Source organism: Paraburkholderia phenazinium, assembly GCF_900141745.1.
Taxonomy (GTDB): Bacteria; Pseudomonadota; Gammaproteobacteria; order Burkholderiales; family Burkholderiaceae; genus Paraburkholderia; species Paraburkholderia phenazinium_B.
Window position 1 is genome coordinate 4,273,588 of record NZ_FSRM01000001.1, and the last position, 16,059, is coordinate 4,289,646.

Below are 16,059 nucleotides of genomic sequence, written 5' to 3' on the forward strand. Positions count from 1 at the left end.
ACGTTGCCTTTACGCGCGCTGCGCGTAGTTGGTTTCAACCCACTTGCGGTATTCGCCCGAAGCGACTTCGTCGACCCATTCCTGGTTGTCGAGATACCACCGCACCGTCTTTGCCAAACCCGTCTCGAACGTCTCGGCCGGCTTCCAGCCCAGCTCGCGCTCGAGCTTACGCGCGTCGATCGCATAGCGGCGGTCGTGGCCGGGGCGGTCCGTCACATACGTGATCTGATCGCGGTACGAGCCGGCCGCCTTCGGACGCTGCTCGTCGAGCAGGTCGCACAGCGTATGCACGACGTCGAGGTTCTTCTTCTCGTTCCAGCCGCCGACGTTGTACGTCTCGCCCGGCACGCCACGCTCAAGCACTTCCCGGATTGCGCTGCAGTGGTCGCCCACGTACAGCCAGTCACGCACGTTCTGACCGTCGCCGTACACCGGCAGCGGCTTGCCAGCCAGCGCGTTGGCGATCATCAGCGGGATCAGCTTCTCGGGGAACTGGTACGGGCCGTAGTTGTTCGAGCAGTTCGTCGTCAGTACGGGCAGGCCGTACGTATGGTGGTAGGCGCGAACCAGATGGTCGGAGCCGGCCTTGGTGGCCGAGTAAGGGCTGTTCGGCGCGTAAGGCGTGGTTTCCGAGAATTGCGGATCCGTAGCCGACAGCGAGCCGAACACCTCGTCAGTCGAAACGTGCAGGAAACGGAAAGCGGCCTTGTCTGCGTCGCTCAACGCGCTCCAGTACGAGCGGGTCGCTTCCAGCAGCGTGAATGTGCCCACCACGTTGGTCTGAACGAAATCAGCGGGACCGTGGATCGAACGGTCGACGTGGCTCTCGGCCGCGAAGTGCAGCACCGCACGCGGCTTGTGCTCGGCGAACAGCGCGTCCAGCGCTGCCCGATCGCAGATGTCGGCACGCACAAAAACATGCTTCGGATTGTCCTGCTGCGACTTGAGCGTACGCAGATTGCCTGCGTAGGTCAGCTTGTCGAGGTTGAGGACCGGTTCGTCCGAGGCGTTCAGCCAGTCAAGCACGAAGTTAGCGCCGATAAAACCGGCACCGCCCGTTACCAGGATCATAGAATTCCTTGCTAGATGTTCGTAGTCGATGCGACCCGACGCGTCGATCCGGTCACCCGTATGGTTGGTGTGCGACGCCTTGTGATTGCCTTACGGCTGCGTCCCATGCAAAAAAACAGGCGCCAGAATGCCCAAATTTTATGATGCCCCGATTATAAAGCGGCAGCAGCTAAAAACTAGAGCCCTAACAACTTGAAACAGCTTGACAACGACCGTATGCAGATATGATGGAATAAGGGGAAATTACCCGAAGTTGCTGACAATTCCCGGGAATCGATTCCGATCTGAATACTCGGGGAAAAGCCCGCGTTGCAAATGGACATACAAAATGGCGCCGTGTAAGGCGCCGTCATCGCATCAAGAGCTGCTGCGCCATTTCCGGCCGCTTTCAGGCCGCCAACATCCATTGCAGCGTGTCCCGGAATCCAATCGCCTCGACCTCCGGCACCAGCTTGCGTAGCTTGGCCGGCGATCCAGCCAGCATCTTCACATCGGTCTGGCGCACAAACGCCGGATTGACCCGGATCTCCAGTTCATGGCCTGTGATCTCACTGGCTATCGCCAGAATCTCCCGGAGGGTATAGGGCTGTCCGGTACACACATTCACCGTCTCACCCACGGCACCGGAGTCCAGCAGCGCCTCGTATGCCCGTACCACGTAGCGGACATCCGAAAAGTCACGCGCCACGTCGATATTCCCCAGCGAAATTTCAGGCTCGCGGCGGGCAAAATGTTCCACGATCTTGGGCACGAGGAAATTCGCAGTCTGCCCGCGTCCTGTGTAGTTGAACGGCCGGACAATCAGCAGCGGCAGCCGGTCGAACCACGTGCGCACGAGCGACTCCATCGACGCCTTGCTGGCCGCATAGTGATTGACGGGCGCAACCGGAAAGCTCTCGTCGATCGCCTCGCTGGTCACGTTGCCATAGACGTTCGCACTGCTTGCCACCAGCACCTTGCGCGGCGTATGACCGACATCCGCGCATGCCTGCAGCAGGTTCAATGTGCCCAGCACGTTGACGCGATAAAAATCGAGCGGATCGTTATGGGCGACAAAACTGATGGCCGCAAGGTGCACGATGTAATCGGGCCGCACCTCGTCGATCACGCGCCGGCACTCCTCCGGCGAAGTGATATCGAGCCACCGCCGCGACGGCGTTTCCGGCGTGCCCTGCCCCGCCACTGTCTCAGTCACGGCATGGCCGCTCGCCAGCAGATTGCCGGTCAGCCAGTTTCCCGTGAAGCCGTTCGCACCCGTAACGAGAGTCCGTGTCAGGCGTTCAGCGTGCGTCGCTGGTTTCGTCGTTTCTCCGTTCACCCTCTTTCTCCGTTCACCCTCTTTCTCCTGGTCCTTAAAGCGTCGCAATACCGTCGCATCAAACGGGCTATTATGTCAGGCTACCATGTTGCATCCACCGTCAGCGTGTACCTGATTCCGTCCCCAGATGACCGTTCCCAGCCTTCCGCATTCCGTACCCCTTGCCTTCGGTGACCTGCAGGGTTGCCGCACCCCGTTCCAGCAACTGCTTGCGAAGGTTGCGCCGTCGCCCGAAACGCCGCTGTGGTTCGCCGGCGACCTGATCAATCGCGGCAGCGAGTCGCTCGCCACGCTGCATGACATCATCGCACTTGGCGAACGTGCCAAGCCGGTGCTCGGCAATCATGACCTGCATCTGCTGTCGGTGTCGGCCGGCATTCGCAAATCAAAAAAGGGCGACACGATCGACGAGATTCTCGCCGCGCCCGATGCCGAAGATCTGCTACACTGGGTCCGCCATCTGCCGGTAGCGCACTTCGAGAACAACATGCTGCTGGTTCACGCAGGCGTGTTGCCGCAATGGGATCTGACGCTCACGCTCGAACTCGCCGATGAGCTGCAGCGGGCGCTGCGCGCGCCGAACTGGAAGGAGACGCTGGCGGGTCTATACGGCAACGAGCCGAACCGCTGGAAGCCGGGCCTGAAGGGCATCGACCGTCTGCGTTTGACCTGCACCGCCCTCACGCGTCTGCGCTTTTGCAATCTGGATGGCGAGATGGACTTCAGTACGAGCGGCGGTCTCAATTCCGCGCCGCCGGGCTTTATGCCGTGGTTTGACGTACCTTCACGCAAAACATCCGACATCACCGTGGTGTTCGGTCACTGGGCCGCGCTGGGTCTGGTGATGCGCGACAACCTGATCGGGCTCGATTCGGGTTGCGTGTGGGGCGAGGAATTGTCCGCGGTGCGACTCGCGGCAAATCCGGCCGAACGCACGCTGACCCAGGTCGAGTGCACGGACTGCCGGTCGTCAGCCAACTCGGGCAATTAGGCCCGGCCCGCTGCCCCAACTAAGCTGAACGCCCGTGCTGATCGACGTTGTCGATCAGCGTCCCTTCGTGCGACGCGGCTGCATCGGTGGCATTCGGAATGGCCGATGCTTCGCTTTCCAGAACGGCCGCGGCACGAGCAGGCGCGCCCGCTCCTTGCAAGCTGCGTAGCGCCGTTCCTACCGCCCGTTCCGCCTGCGCTGCCAGCGTGCGCCGGTCGGCGCCCGGCGCCAATGTCTCGCCCACATAGACATGCGCCGTCAGCGGACCGCCGCGCAGCAGCGCGTCGAGCGACTGGCCGAGCGACATGTCGCCGATATACGCTGGCGCGGTCGATTGCCGGCCCTGCGCATCTTCGTACATCAGACAGACCGGCTGCACCGGGCTCGCCGCCGACACTGCCGCCTGAAACATATTGGCGTGGAACGGCAGCAGCGTGAGGCCATCGGAGGTGGTGCCTTCGGGGAAGACGCACATCAGTTCGCCTGCGCTCAAACGGTCGGACAGTTCGTGCATGATCCGTTTGGCATCGCTGCGCTTTTCGCGCTGGATGAACACGGTCCCCAGTTGCTGCGCGAGCCAGCCCACCACCGGCCATTGACGGATCTCGGCCTTCGAGACGAACGGCGTCGGCCGCCATGCATTGATCACGTAGATATCGATCCACGAGATGTGATTGGCCACCACTAGCGCGCCGGCGTCGAGCCGCGCCCTGTCGTTATGGACGACGAGACGCATGCCGCACAGCCGCAGCATCTTCAGCGACCATGCGCGATTGAGCGCTTCCCGCTCGGCAGCGCTTGCGCGCGGAAACCGCGTTGCTACCGTGAACATGCCGTGCAGCAGATGTGCGATCAGCCGGGCCTTGCGAAATGCGAGCATGGATGCAGTCCTAAGTTAGCGCTGTTCGAATGCAACGTGTCCGGAGACGATCGTCGCTCGCACACGCGCCGGCAGTTCGTAGCCGAGGAACGGCGTGTTGTGCCCCTGGCTTTTCAGTACGCGCGGCTCGACGCGCCAGTGCGCGTTGCGATCGAAGATGCACAGATCGGCGCAGGCGCCCACTGCAATTCGGCCGGCTTCCAGCTTCAGCACGGCGGCCGGGGCTGCGGTGATACGGTTGAGCGCTTTAGCCAACGGTACGCCGGCCTCATCCGCCCACTTCACTGTCAGCGAGAGGAACAGCTCCAGACCCGTCGCGCCCGGCGTCGCTTCGGCGAAGGGCAACAGCTTTTCATCATCGTCGACGGGGGTGTGATCGGAGCAGATTGCATCGATTGTGCCGTCGGCCAGGCCCGAGCGAATCGCTTCGCGATCGCGCTGCGAGCGCAGCGGCGGATCAAGGCGGAACTGCGCGTCGAAGTAGCCGATGTCGAGGTCGATCAGGTGGATATGGTTCACCGTTACATCGCACGTGACCGGCAGGCCTTCTGCCTTGGCCGCGCGCATCAGTTCGATGCCGGCCGCCGAGGACAGGTGCGAGAGGTGCACACGTGCCCCGGTCACGCGGACCAGTTCGAAGATCGTATGGAGCGCGATGGTCTCGGCCGACACCGGCACGCCCGACAGCCCCAGCCGCGACGCCAGCGCCCCGCTCGCAGCGACGCCGCCTTTGCCCAGATATGCATCCACGGGACGCAGCCACACCGTGTAGCCATAGGTGTTCGCGTACTGCAGCGCGCGCAGCAGCACCTGCGTGTCCACCACGGGAACGTCCGCCTGCGAGAAACCGATGCAGCCCGCTTCGGTCAGCTCGACCATCTCGGTGATCACCTGGCCTTTGAGGCCCACCGTCAGCGCACCAAGCGGATACACGTACGCCTGGTTCAGATTGCGCGCGCGAAACTTGAGCATTTCAACAAGGCCCGGTTCGTCTAGCACCGGATCGGTGTCGGGCAGACAGACGAGGCTCGTCACGCCGCCCGCGAGCGCCGCGGCCATTTCCGATTCGAGCGTGGCCTTATGTTCGTAACCCGGTTCGCGCAGACGCGCGGCGAGATCGACGAGTCCCGGCGCGATCGACAGGCCCTTGGCGTCGATCGTCTTCGCCGCGTGGAAATCCGCGGGTGCTGCGCCGAGTGCGACGATCTTGCCTGCCGCAATAAAAATGTCCTGCTGCTGTTCAGTGCCGGCCGCCGGGTCGATCAGCGTGCCGCCTTGAATATGAATCTTCATCGCTGCCTTTGTTTTGCTCAGTCGTTGTTGCCAGCCACGATGCCCATCACGGCCATCCGCACCGCGATGCCGAACGTCACCTGATTCAGGATCACCGATTGCGGACCGTCCGCCACCTGCGAGTCGATCTCCACTCCACGGTTCATCGGACCCGGATGCATGACAATCGCGTCGGGTTTCGCCAGCGCGAGACGCTCGGGCGTCAGTCCCCAGCTCTTGAAGTATTCTTGCGCAGACGGCAGCAGCGCACCGCTCATCCGCTCGTTCTGCAGACGCAGCATGATGATGACGTCAACGTCCTTCAGGCCTTCGTCAAGGTTGTGGAACACCCGCACGCCCATCTGTTCCAGACCGCCCGGCAGCAACGTGCGTGGACCGATCGCACGCACTTCCGGCACACCGAGCGTGGTCAGCGCATGGATGTCCGAGCGCGCCACCCGCGAATGCAGGATGTCGCCAACAATCGCCACCCGCAGATTCGTGAAATCCTTCTTGTAGTGGCGAATCGTGTACATGTCGAGCAGACCCTGAGTCGGGTGCGCGTGACGGCCATCGCCGGCGTTGATCACGTGCACGTGCGGCGCGCAATGCTCCGCGATCAGGTACGGCGCGCCGCTCGAAGCATGGCGCACCACGAACATGTCCGCATGCATCGCCGACAGGTTGTTGATGGTGTCCAGCAGCGACTCGCCCTTGCTCGTCGACGACGCGTTGATGTTCAGGTTGATCACATCAGCCGACAAGCGTTTCGCGGCAATCTCGAAGGTGGTACGGGTGCGTGTCGAGTTCTCGAAGAACAGATTGAACACCGATTTGCCGCGTAACAGCGGCACCTTCTTGACCTCGCGGTCCGTCACGCTGACGAACTGCTCGGCGGTGTCGAGAATGTGCGTGACGATCTTGCGCGGCAGGCCTTCGATGGTCAGCAGATGCTTGAGCTCACCGTTTTTGGTGAGCTGCGGGTTGCCCTTCAGGAAGCCGTAGCGAAAGCGATCCGGCGACGGCGTAGCGCCGGTGGTGTCCTGAGGATCCTTGGGAACCTGAGTAGCGGTATTCATGGGGTACCTGAGTTGTTTTGAGTGCGTGCGCCGCGGCGGGCACGGCTCGCACCTCACGCTCAATCGACGCGTGCTTCGGTGTGAAATGTGAAACGCTGATCCGCGGTGTCATCGCGCGCCAGCACGAGGGTCGCCTCGGCCGGCACATCCACCACCCCGCCGACAAAACGCGCCGCCACCGGCAATTCGCGTCCGCCCCGATCGGCGAGCACGGCGAGTTCGACCGAAGCAGGGCGCCCATAGTCGTAAAGCTCGTTTAGCGCTGCGCGCACGGTCCGGCCGGTGTACAGCACGTCGTCTACCAGCACGATGCGGCGACTGTCCACTTCGAACGGCAGCGAGGTCGGACTTGCCTGCGCGTGCAGCCCTTTCTTCGCGTAGTCGTCGCGATGCAAAGCGACATTGACGACGCCGAAACTGCCGACGTTCAGATCTCGCGCGAGACGTTCCACGAGCCACGCGCCGCCGCTGTAGATGCCGGCGAGCACGACGCCGCTGGCGCCGCTGCGGTCACCGAGTTGTTCACCATAAGCGGCACGGATCTGTTCGAGCAAAGCGCGATACAGCGCCTCGGCGTCAATGGAACTCATGATCGTCGGAAAGTCCGTCTAGATATTGCTGGAGGATGATGCAGGCTGCTTCGGCGTCGAGCATGTCCGCGCGGCCATTGCCGGCTCGAATCCCGGCCTTCGCTTCGACCGACGAGTAGCGTTCGTCGATCCATGTCACCGGCAGGTTGAAGCGGCCGTTGAGCTGGTTGCCGAAGCGTTTTGCGAGTTGGGTCATTTCATGCGGTGCGCCGTCGGGATGCATGGGCAACCCGACCACCAGCGCATCCGGCTTCCACTCGGCGATCAGCTTGCCGAGTTCTTCGAAGCGATACTCGCGGTTACGGTTTTGCACCACTACCAGCGGCCGTGCGCTTCGGGTCAGCGAGTTGCCGACCGCCACGCCGATGCGTTTTTCACCATAGTCGAACGCCATCAGCGTTGCCGCCCATCCGGCCGGGCTACTCATCGCACATTGCCCCGCGAAATTCTATCCATCATGGCGACCGAAAAGGGCATATTCCTCAAGCTGTGGCTTTGTTGCCTCTCACACAAATATTGCGTACTGTATGAGATATGAACGTTAAGCGCGCATACCGATTCCGGTTCTACCCCACGCCCGAGCAGGAAATGATTCTTGCCCGGACGTTCGGGTGCGCGCGATTTGCCTATAATTATATGCTGCGACAGCGCACCGACGCGTGGTATGGACGTCAGGAACGCATGGGTTATCACGAAACCTCCGCGGCGCTTACCGAACTCAAAAAGAGCGAAGAGCACGCGTGGCTCAATGAGGTCAGCTCGGTCCCAGTGCAGCAGGCGTTAAGGCACCTGCAAACGGCCTTCGCCAATTTTTTCGCAGGGCGCGCAAAGTACCCGACCTTCCGACGGAGGGACGGCACGCAGTCGGCCGAATACACCACCAGTGCCTTCAAGTGGAACGGGAGCGTTCTCAGACTGGCGAAGATGAATGCGGCACTTGCAATTCGCTGGTCACGCACAATTCCCAAGGGCGCAAAGGTAACGACCGTCACTGTGTCGAAAGACGTGGCAGGTCGATACCACGTTTCAATGCTTTGCGACGACGTCGTGACCGCACGACCGGATACCGCTGGGAAGATCGGTATCGATCTCGGGCTTACGCATTTTGCCATTCTGTCTACGGGAGAAAAAATTGCCGCGCCGAACACGTTTCGAAAAAACGAGGCCCGGCTGGCAAAGCTGCAAAGGCGCCTCGCGAAAAAACAAAAGGGCTCGGCGAATCGCAGGAAAGCCAAGCTGAAAGTCGCGCGCATGTGTGCCAAGACAGCAGATTCCCGCAGGGACTTCCTGCACAAACTTTCGACTCGGTTGATAAACGAAAACCAAGTGATCGCCGTCGAAAGCCTGTCAGTCCGCAACATGCAAAGCAATCGTTGTATCGCGAAATCGATCGCGGACGCATCTTGGTCGGAGTTCGTGAGGCAACTTGAGTACAAGGCGCAGTGGTACGGACGATCGCTGATCGGTGTCGACCGCTGGTATCCCAGCTCGAAGCGCTGTTCCAGCTGCGGCCATACGGTCGCGAAAATGCCGTTAGATGTTCGCGCATGGACGTGCCTTGAATGCGGAGCAACGCATGACCGCGATATCAACGCCGCTCGCAATGTTTTGGCCGCCGGACTGGCGGTTTCAGCCCATGGAGAGGTTGTAAGTCCCATGTCTCTTTGAGGCATTGGCTAAGCTCTACGAAGTGGGAATCTTCTCCTTTCACGGAGAGGAGCAGTCAAGCGTGACCTGCTTCGCCCGAGAGCATCGAAAGGGAAATACCGAGCAGCGCGAGCGCGGCTTCGAGGCGTTCTTCGGCCGGCACGTCGAACACGATTTTCGGATCGGATTCGACGGTGAGCCAGCCATTCTTTGAGATCTCTTCCTCGAGCTGGCCCGCGGCCCAACCTGCGTGGCCGAGCGTGAGCAGAAAACGTTCCGGACCCGTCCCGCTCGCGACGGCCTCGAGCACGTCTTTGGAGGTGGTCATTTCCAGACCGCCGGGCACCGACATCGACGACGTATAAGGGCTGCCGTCTTTCGGATAATGCAGCACGAAGCCGCGCTCCGTTTGCACCGGGCCGCCGAAATAAACTGGGACATGCAGCAGGGGTTCGATCTCGAGCTTCAGATCGATGCGACTGAACAGCGCTTCCAGATCGATATCGGTCGGCCGGTTGATCACCAGGCCGAGCGCACCGCGCTCGCTGTGATCGCAAAGGTAGACCACCGTTCCTGAAAACGTAGGATCCGCCATGCTCGGCATGGCGATCAGGAACTGGTTAGTCAGATTGATGCGATCGGTACTCTTGGACATAGTTCGGATTTTAGCAAAGACGATGCGGAATGGCGGGCTTTGAGCGTAGGGCAGATCAGCTGCCGCGATCCATGAACTGCGGATCATGTTGCCACTCTATCACGCGCTTACACCTCGCCAACGGTGCGTATTCGGGTGCGCATCCGAGGGGTGCCGGTTCCTGCGTCCGCGCATGCAATCTGCAAGGCGGCTCAAGGGCGTCAGCCTTGCTCGATAGCCCGCGTCAGCGCGGCCAACGCAGGACCGGCGGCGGGCGGAGCAACGCCCGCGGCAATCTTGTGCAGCATGGCCCGCAACGCTTCAGCACCTTGCTCGAGCGCCTGTGCATCGGGCGCGCTCACGATCACGTGCGCACGCACCGCAGGTGTCGAGACACCGGCATGCGCGCGGCGGCGCCACGCGAGGCCGAGTGCGTCTGCGAGCAGCGCAACATGACCGAGGCCGAGCGCGCACGCAGCGGCGCCGAGACGATACGCGGCGTCGCCGGCCTGCAGCGCTTCGCTCGGATCGGCTTTTTCCAGTTGACCGGCGCCCCGCGCATGTTCAGCGAGCGCGGCGATGGCCGCGTCAGCCGTCTGCAGGAAATCTTCATACGCGTGCGCGTTGACAGTCAGCAGGCCCAACTCGCGGGTACGAGTCACGCCCAGGCCACCCGCGCCAAGGCCTTGCACCTCCGTCGCGCCCGCTTCCCACAACGCCTCCGACTCCTGGGTGGCGGCCACGTGCCAGTCCACGGTCAAGCCGTAATCGTGCAGCAGTTCGACGTGTTCGGCATCCTCCGCTGCAGCACCGAAGAGCGCGTAATCGCGCCAGAGCAGCGCCAGCGTCGCACGTACCAGCGAGCGCGAAGCGAGCGTCGAGCCGCGAGCGTGATCCGCCAGGGCGAGATTGCAGCGTGCGTGGAAGCGCCGCGCGTCTGCGTCCCCGACTAAGTGACCGCTCACGCGCAGCGAGCGGGCACATACCGAAGCGAGACGCCAGAAGTCGTAGGGATCGGGGCCCGCGAGTTCGGCGAGGCACGCGTCGAGTTCATCGAGCGCGGCGCGCGTCAGCGCAGCTACCGCGGCGCTGGCTGCTCCGTCACTCGAATGCGCCCGCAACACCGGCAACAAGGCCCGCTCGTAGCGAACCCGCAAGTGAGCGAGACGCTCCGCCGGCTGCGCGCTGAAGGACACGGGCGGCAACGGCCGCGCGGCCAGCGCAAAATCTTCGTAGGTGACCGTGAAGCCCGGCGTGCGCTGCGAAATCAGTGCACTGAGCGCCTGATAGTGGCCGTACAGAATCGGCGAGCAGGACAGCTCGCGCAGGTTGTGCCGCGTAGTTGCTGCACGGAAATCGTGCAAGGCCTCAGTGAACACCTGACGCGCGTCAGGTTCTTCGGGGGGGTCCGCAGCCGTTAATGGCGAGACCAGCACCAAGGCATCTGCCAGCTTCTGCGCCCCGAGCCAGCCCGCCTCGCGGAAAGCCTGCGCCGCGCGCAACAGCGCAGCCGCCGTGTCGCCGCGCTGCTCGAGCGCAAGCTGCGCCTCAGCGAGCGCGAGTTCCGCGGAACGGACCGATCCGCCACGCGGGTTGGGCAGTGCGTCGAAAGAGGCAGGTGATGCGGATCGAGGGATCATGGGCAGGCGACATGAACACGGACAAGCCGACGAACGCGATCACGCCGCCCGTCGGGACGCGCGACGCTTGCGACGGTCAGATCTGGACCATCTCGAAGTCTTCCTTGCGGGCTCCGCATTCGGGGCAGGTCCAGTTAATGGGAACATCTTCCCAACGCGTGCCCGGCGCGATTCCTTCATCTGGCAATCCAGCTTCTTCGTCGTAGATCCAGCCGCAGATCAGGCACATCCAGCTTCTATATTCCATTCTTGTGTCGCGTCAAAAAGAGCGTTGAAACGAGAGCCATGATGGTACCGTGTTGCCGCCCCAATGCCTAGCAATCGAAAGTCGCCACGTTGACGTGCCGCAGGCGCTCGGCAGACGAAGCTGGACAAGGCGCGGCGCGATGCCCCGATTCAGTGCGCAAAGTCCTCTGCGGATGCGAAAAAACGCCCCGTTAGCGCTTTAGGCCGCATAATTGAGGCGACTGCGCCCACGCTGCGCGCTTACATACGCCTACTTCCTGCCAACCATTTTCATGCCCAGCGACACGCCTCCGATCGTTCTCACCTTCGGCCTCTCCGATCCGACGGGTGCCTCCGGCCTGCAAGCCGACCTGATGACGCTAGCCAGCATGGGCTGCCACGGCGTCAGCGTGCTGACGGGTTTCACCGTGCGCGACTCGGCAAACTGTGACGAAGTCACCGGGCTGGATCCGGAAGTCGTTGCAACCCAGGCGCGCATGCTGCTCGAAGACATGCCCATCGCCGCCTTCAAGGTAGGAGCCGCCACGCGAGCGGAAGTGGTGAGCGCAATCGCCGAAGTCGTGGCCGACTACGACGATATTCCGCTGATCCTCGCTCCCGATTTCACGCTGGACGACGAGCACGTGCTCGCCGCCGACGAACTGCGCGAGGCGATTGCCGACCTGCTCGCACCGCAAACCACGTTGCTTGTGGCCGATCACGCCACCCTGCTCGCGCTCGCGCAGCCGGACGGCGACGCCGAGGCGCCGAGTCTCGACGCGGCAATCTCGCACCTACTATCGCAAGGCTGCGAATACATCCTGTCCACGGAAACCGGCACTCACCGGCTCGTCAATACGCTTTTCAGCGACGACGGCCAGTTGCGTCAGGATATGTGGGACCGTGGCCCGCACCGCATCATGGGTTTGACCGACACGCTGGGCGCTGCTATTGCCGCATTGCTGGCCAACGGTCAGGACCCGGCCGAAGCTGTGCGCGAAGCTCAGGAGTATCTGTATCAGGCCATGCGCAACGCGTTTCGTCCCGGGATGGGGGCCTATCTGCCGGACCGGTTTTTCTGGGCCCGCAGTAGCGATGAAGAAACGCCGCTGGGTAGCGCGAAGGATGCGCCGCCGGGAGAAGCGCGGCACTAGGCGATGCGGGGCGGGGCCGGTCGCGGGCGGCCGGTACGCCCTGGATTATTTCCTGCGCTTACCTCTCAAGCTTACGCAGCACCGACTCCAGCCTTTCATGGGTTTCTGCGCGCCGCTCAAGACAGCGCCGCCGACAGCATTGGCCGATGCCTTCTCCCCTGACGGACATCCTCAAACTTAGCTGTTTCAGGCCCTCGCCGGGCTAGCCTCCTTTGGCACCGCTTCGCTCCCACCACATCCGGCCAGTCGCGTTACGAATCATCACGTACTCACGTTGGCACGCGGTGTTCAAGCAGAAAATTCGCACACCCTGATTACAAACGTAATCAAACGTTACAACTGGATTGCTTATCAGCCAGTAGAATTTACGAACTGTAATGTCGCCGGCGCCCCTTATGCCACCTCGGACCCCGTCTTTTCACACGCCTCAGGGCGATCACGCGTGCGCGATCGGTTCCCGCCGCAACGAACATTCGAATAGGCGCCCCGGTCAGTTGACCGGCATCGCCCTCCGCGGGAATCTTTAAAGTGGACAATTCACACGCCTACGTCCACTCCCCTTCTGACGCCAGCCCTGACCTCCCGGACACCGGACATGGCGCTCGAACCACCCCCGAAGCAAGCAAATCCGTGGCGTCCGCCAAGCCTGCACAAGCGTTCCTGCAACGCGTCAGCGGTTCGGTAGACGTCCAGGACCGCGCGCGGATGTTCCAGCAGAAGGCCGTCACGGTCTGGCTCACCGGTTTGTCCGGGGCCGGAAAATCGACGATTGCGTATGAACTGGAACGAGAGCTCATCGCCTTGGGTCACCCGTGCTATGTGTTAGACGGCGACAACGTCCGGCACGGCCTGGCCAGCGATCTTGGTTTCAGCAAAGAAGACCGGCGCGAGAATATCCGCCGCGTGGCGCATGTTGCCCAGTTGATGAACGATGCAGGTCTGATTGTGATTACCGCGTTGATTTCGCCGATGGGCGAAGATCGAGCCATGGCGCGCGAGATCATTGGGTCTGACCGGTTTGTCGAGACCTACCTCTCCGCTTCCGTGGATGACTGCGCGCGGCGCGATCCCAAGGGTCTGTATGCCAAAGCCCGGGCTGGCGCGATCACGGCGTTTACCGGTGTATCCGCGCCCTACGAGGCTCCGGCCAACCCGGAGTTACGCGTGGATACCGCGACGCAGAGCAAAGACGCGAGCGTGGCGGGGATCTTCGACTACCTGCATGAGACGTATCTCCTGAAGCCCTAAAGATCGATCTGGCTTCGGAAACGAAAAAACCCGCATCGCTGCGGGTTTTCTCTTTTGGGGAGCACGCCTTGCAGCGCACCTCCCCCATGTGTTTCGATACGAGGCTCCCGAAGGAGCCCCATCCGAAATTACATGTCCATGCCCATGCCGCCCATGCCGCCCGGCATTCCGCCGCCGCCCATCGGAGCATCTTCCTTCGGCAGTTCGCAAACAGCTGCGTCAGTCGTCAGCAGGAGACCTGCCACCGATGCTGCGTTTTGCAGTGCCGTGCGCGTGACCTTCGTCGGGTCCACAACACCAGCGTCGACCAGGTCGACGTACTCGCCGGTTGCTGCGTTGTAGCCGTAGTTGCCCGTGCCTGCTGCAACTGCTGCCACCACGACGCTGGCTTCTTCGCCGCCGTTCGTGACGATCTGGCGCAGCGGTTCTTCCATTGCGCGCAGAACAATCTTGATGCCTGCGTCTTGATCGGCGTTAGCGCCCTTCAGACCGGCGATTGCCGTACGAGCGCGGATCAGTGCAACACCGCCGCCGGCCACAATGCCTTCTTCCACAGCTGCGCGCGTTGCGTGCAGTGCGTCTTCGACACGTGCCTTCTTTTCCTTCATTTCGACTTCGGTCGCAGCGCCGACCTTGATCACTGCAACACCGCCGGCCAGCTTGGCCACGCGCTCTTGCAGCTTTTCACGGTCGTAGTCCGACGTTGCTTCTTCGATTTGCGTGCGAACTTGCTTCACGCGCGCTTCGATGTTGGCACCTTCGCCAGCGCCGTCGATGATCGTGGTGTTTTCCTTGCCCACTTCGATACGCTTCGCTTGACCCAGTTCAGCCAGCGTTGCCTTTTCGAGCGTCAGGCCGGTTTCTTCAGCGATAACTTGACCGCCGGTCAGGATCGCGATGTCTTCCAGCATGGCCTTACGACGATCGCCGAAGCCCGGAGCCTTGACAGCAACAGTCTTCAGAATGCCGCGGATGTTGTTCACAACCAGCGTTGCCAGTGCTTCGCCTTCGACGTCTTCTGCGATGATCAGCAGCGGACGGCCAGCCTTGGCGACTTGTTCCAGAACCGGGAGGAGGTCACGAATGTTCGACACCTTCTTGTCGTGCAGCAGCACGAACGGGTTGTCGAGCACAGCAACTTGCTTGTCCGGATTGTTGATGAAGTACGGCGACAGGTAGCCGCGGTCGAACTGCATGCCTTCAACCACGTCCAGCTCGTCTTGAAGCGACTTGCCGTCTTCAACCGTGATGACGCCTTCCTTGCCGACCTTGTCCATTGCTTCAGCGATACGGTCGCCGATCGACGAGTCGCTGTTTGCCGAAATCGCGCCAACCTGAGCGATTTCCTTGTTGGTCGTGCACGGCTTGCTGATCTTGCGCAGTTCTTCGATAGCTGCAGTCACAGCCTTGTCGATACCGCGCTTCAGGTCCATCGGGTTCATGCCCGATGCGACGTACTTCATGCCTTCGCGAACGATGGACTGGGCCAGGACCGTTGCGGTCGTGGTGCCATCACCTGCGTTGTCGCTGGTCTTGGAAGCCACTTCCTTGACCATTTGCGCGCCCATGTTCTGGAGCTTGTCTTTCAGTTCGATCTCTTTCGCGACCGACACACCGTCCTTGGTGACCGTCGGGCCGCCGAAGCTGCGTTCCAGGACAACGTTGCGGCCCTTCGGACCCAGCGTGACCTTCACAGCGTTCGCGAGGATGTTCACGCCTTCAACCATCTTGGCACGGGCGGAATCACCGAATACGACGTCTTTAGCTGCCATCTTCTAACTCCTTGAATTCTTGAGATATAACCGGGTAAGTAGCGCTTTGCGCTTACTTCTGCACCACGGCCATGATGTCTTCTTCGCGCATCACGAGCAGTTCGCTGCCGTCGACCTTAACGGTCTGGCCTGCGTACTTGCCGAACAGGACGCGGTCACCAACCTTCACGTCGAGCGCGATTTGTGCGCCCTTGTCGTCACGCTTGCCCGGGCCGACTGCCAGAATTTCGCCTTGATCCGGCTTTTCTGCTGCGGCTTCGGGGATCACGATGCCCGACGCGGTCTTGGTTTCTTGATCCAGACGTTTGACGATCACGCGATCATGCAAAGGACGAAGGTTCATACATACTCCTCTCTTGATTGAGACTGAAGAACGCTGAGAAAACCCGGCTGGCTGGGCCAGCCGGCGATGTTGTTAGCACTCTCGTGCAGCGAGTGCTAATTATATGGACGGGTGGTGACAAATTCAAGAAGGATGGGGGTGGGAATTTTTTGCGGGGGTGGGATCCGCTCGGCCCCTCGCATAATTAGCGGGTAA

16 protein-coding genes are annotated in these 16,059 nt (G+C 61.7%); 4 read left to right on the forward strand and 12 right to left on the reverse strand.

Features of this window, described 5'->3' with window-relative positions:
- Positions 1–9: 9 nt before the first annotated feature.
- Positions 10–1,071, reverse strand: coding sequence for a dTDP-glucose 4,6-dehydratase (rfbB, locus tag BUS06_RS19155; RefSeq protein ID WP_074265680.1), 1,062 nt, complete (start codon positions 1,069–1,071; stop codon positions 10–12).
- Positions 1,072–1,459: 388 nt separating this feature from the next.
- Positions 1,460–2,389, reverse strand: coding sequence for a GDP-mannose 4,6-dehydratase (locus BUS06_RS19160; RefSeq protein ID WP_074265681.1), 930 nt, complete (start codon positions 2,387–2,389; stop codon positions 1,460–1,462).
- Positions 2,390–2,516: 127 nt separating this feature from the next.
- Here BUS06_RS19160 and BUS06_RS19165 point away from each other — a divergent pair, with 127 nt between their 5' ends.
- Positions 2,517–3,380: a symmetrical bis(5'-nucleosyl)-tetraphosphatase gene (locus BUS06_RS19165; RefSeq protein WP_074265682.1), complete on the forward strand. Its 864-nt coding sequence runs from the start codon at positions 2,517–2,519 to the stop codon at positions 3,378–3,380.
- A 19-nt stretch (positions 3,381–3,399) separates the two neighbouring features.
- On the opposite strand, the gene BUS06_RS19170 is transcribed toward BUS06_RS19165, so the two are convergent.
- Genes BUS06_RS19170 through ruvX form a run of 5 tightly spaced genes read right to left on the reverse strand, consistent with a single transcriptional unit; the run spans position 3,400 to position 7,628 of the window.
- Positions 3,400–4,260, reverse strand: a complete 861-nt coding sequence (locus tag BUS06_RS19170; protein WP_074265683.1) for a lysophospholipid acyltransferase family protein — start codon at positions 4,258–4,260, stop codon at positions 3,400–3,402.
- 15 nt (positions 4,261–4,275) lie between these two features.
- Positions 4,276–5,553, reverse strand: coding sequence for a dihydroorotase (locus BUS06_RS19175; RefSeq protein ID WP_074265684.1), 1,278 nt, complete (start codon positions 5,551–5,553; stop codon positions 4,276–4,278).
- Positions 5,554–5,570: 17 nt separating this feature from the next.
- Positions 5,571–6,611, reverse strand: coding sequence for an aspartate carbamoyltransferase catalytic subunit (locus BUS06_RS19180; RefSeq protein WP_074265685.1), 1,041 nt, complete (start codon positions 6,609–6,611; stop codon positions 5,571–5,573).
- A 59-nt stretch (positions 6,612–6,670) separates the two neighbouring features.
- Positions 6,671–7,201 (reverse strand): bifunctional pyr operon transcriptional regulator/uracil phosphoribosyltransferase PyrR, encoded by a 531-nt coding sequence (gene pyrR, locus BUS06_RS19185; RefSeq protein ID WP_074265686.1) that lies wholly within the window; start codon positions 7,199–7,201, stop codon positions 6,671–6,673.
- Positions 7,188–7,628, reverse strand: a complete 441-nt coding sequence (gene ruvX / locus BUS06_RS19190; RefSeq protein WP_074265687.1) for a Holliday junction resolvase RuvX — start codon at positions 7,626–7,628, stop codon at positions 7,188–7,190. Before ruvX ends, pyrR begins: the two co-directional genes overlap by 14 nt.
- A 107-nt stretch (positions 7,629–7,735) precedes the next feature.
- Here ruvX and BUS06_RS19195 point away from each other — a divergent pair, with 107 nt between their 5' ends.
- A complete protein-coding gene (locus BUS06_RS19195; protein WP_074265688.1) occupies positions 7,736–8,869 on the forward strand; it encodes an RNA-guided endonuclease InsQ/TnpB family protein in 1,134 nt (377 codons plus the stop codon).
- Positions 8,870–8,924: 55 nt separating this feature from the next.
- Here BUS06_RS19195 and BUS06_RS19200 read toward each other — a convergent pair whose 3' ends face one another.
- The 3 genes from BUS06_RS19200 to BUS06_RS19210 all read right to left on the reverse strand — a co-directional run bounded on the left by BUS06_RS19200 (position 8,925) and on the right by BUS06_RS19210 (position 11,369).
- Positions 8,925–9,503, reverse strand: a complete 579-nt coding sequence (locus BUS06_RS19200; protein WP_074266193.1) for a YqgE/AlgH family protein — start codon at positions 9,501–9,503, stop codon at positions 8,925–8,927.
- Between the two features lie 200 nt (positions 9,504–9,703).
- Complete coding sequence (locus tag BUS06_RS19205) at positions 9,704–11,122, reverse strand: hypothetical protein (RefSeq protein ID WP_074265689.1); 1,419 nt, start codon at positions 11,120–11,122, stop codon at positions 9,704–9,706.
- A 76-nt stretch (positions 11,123–11,198) separates the two neighbouring features.
- Positions 11,199–11,369, reverse strand: coding sequence for a rubredoxin (locus tag BUS06_RS19210; RefSeq protein WP_008342674.1), 171 nt, complete (start codon positions 11,367–11,369; stop codon positions 11,199–11,201).
- Positions 11,370–11,640: 271 nt separating this feature from the next.
- Between BUS06_RS19210 and BUS06_RS19215 the strand changes: the two genes are divergently transcribed.
- Both BUS06_RS19215 and cysC read left to right on the forward strand, forming a co-directional pair.
- Positions 11,641–12,501 (forward strand): hydroxymethylpyrimidine/phosphomethylpyrimidine kinase, encoded by an 861-nt coding sequence (locus BUS06_RS19215; RefSeq protein ID WP_074265690.1) that lies wholly within the window; start codon positions 11,641–11,643, stop codon positions 12,499–12,501.
- A 630-nt stretch (positions 12,502–13,131) separates the two neighbouring features.
- On the forward strand, positions 13,132–13,749 hold the full coding sequence (gene cysC, locus BUS06_RS19220; protein WP_074265691.1) for an adenylyl-sulfate kinase: 618 nt from the start codon (positions 13,132–13,134) through the stop codon (positions 13,747–13,749).
- Between the two features lie 128 nt (positions 13,750–13,877).
- Here cysC and groL read toward each other — a convergent pair whose 3' ends face one another.
- Positions 13,878–15,521: a chaperonin GroEL gene (gene groL / locus BUS06_RS19225; protein ID WP_074265692.1), complete on the reverse strand. Its 1,644-nt coding sequence runs from the start codon at positions 15,519–15,521 to the stop codon at positions 13,878–13,880.
- 52 nt (positions 15,522–15,573) lie between these two features.
- The gene (gene groES, locus BUS06_RS19230; protein WP_025496518.1) at positions 15,574–15,864 is read right to left on the reverse strand and encodes a co-chaperone GroES; all 291 of its coding nucleotides are present in this window, start codon (positions 15,862–15,864) and stop codon (positions 15,574–15,576) included.
- Between the last annotated feature and the right edge of the window lie 195 nt (positions 15,865–16,059).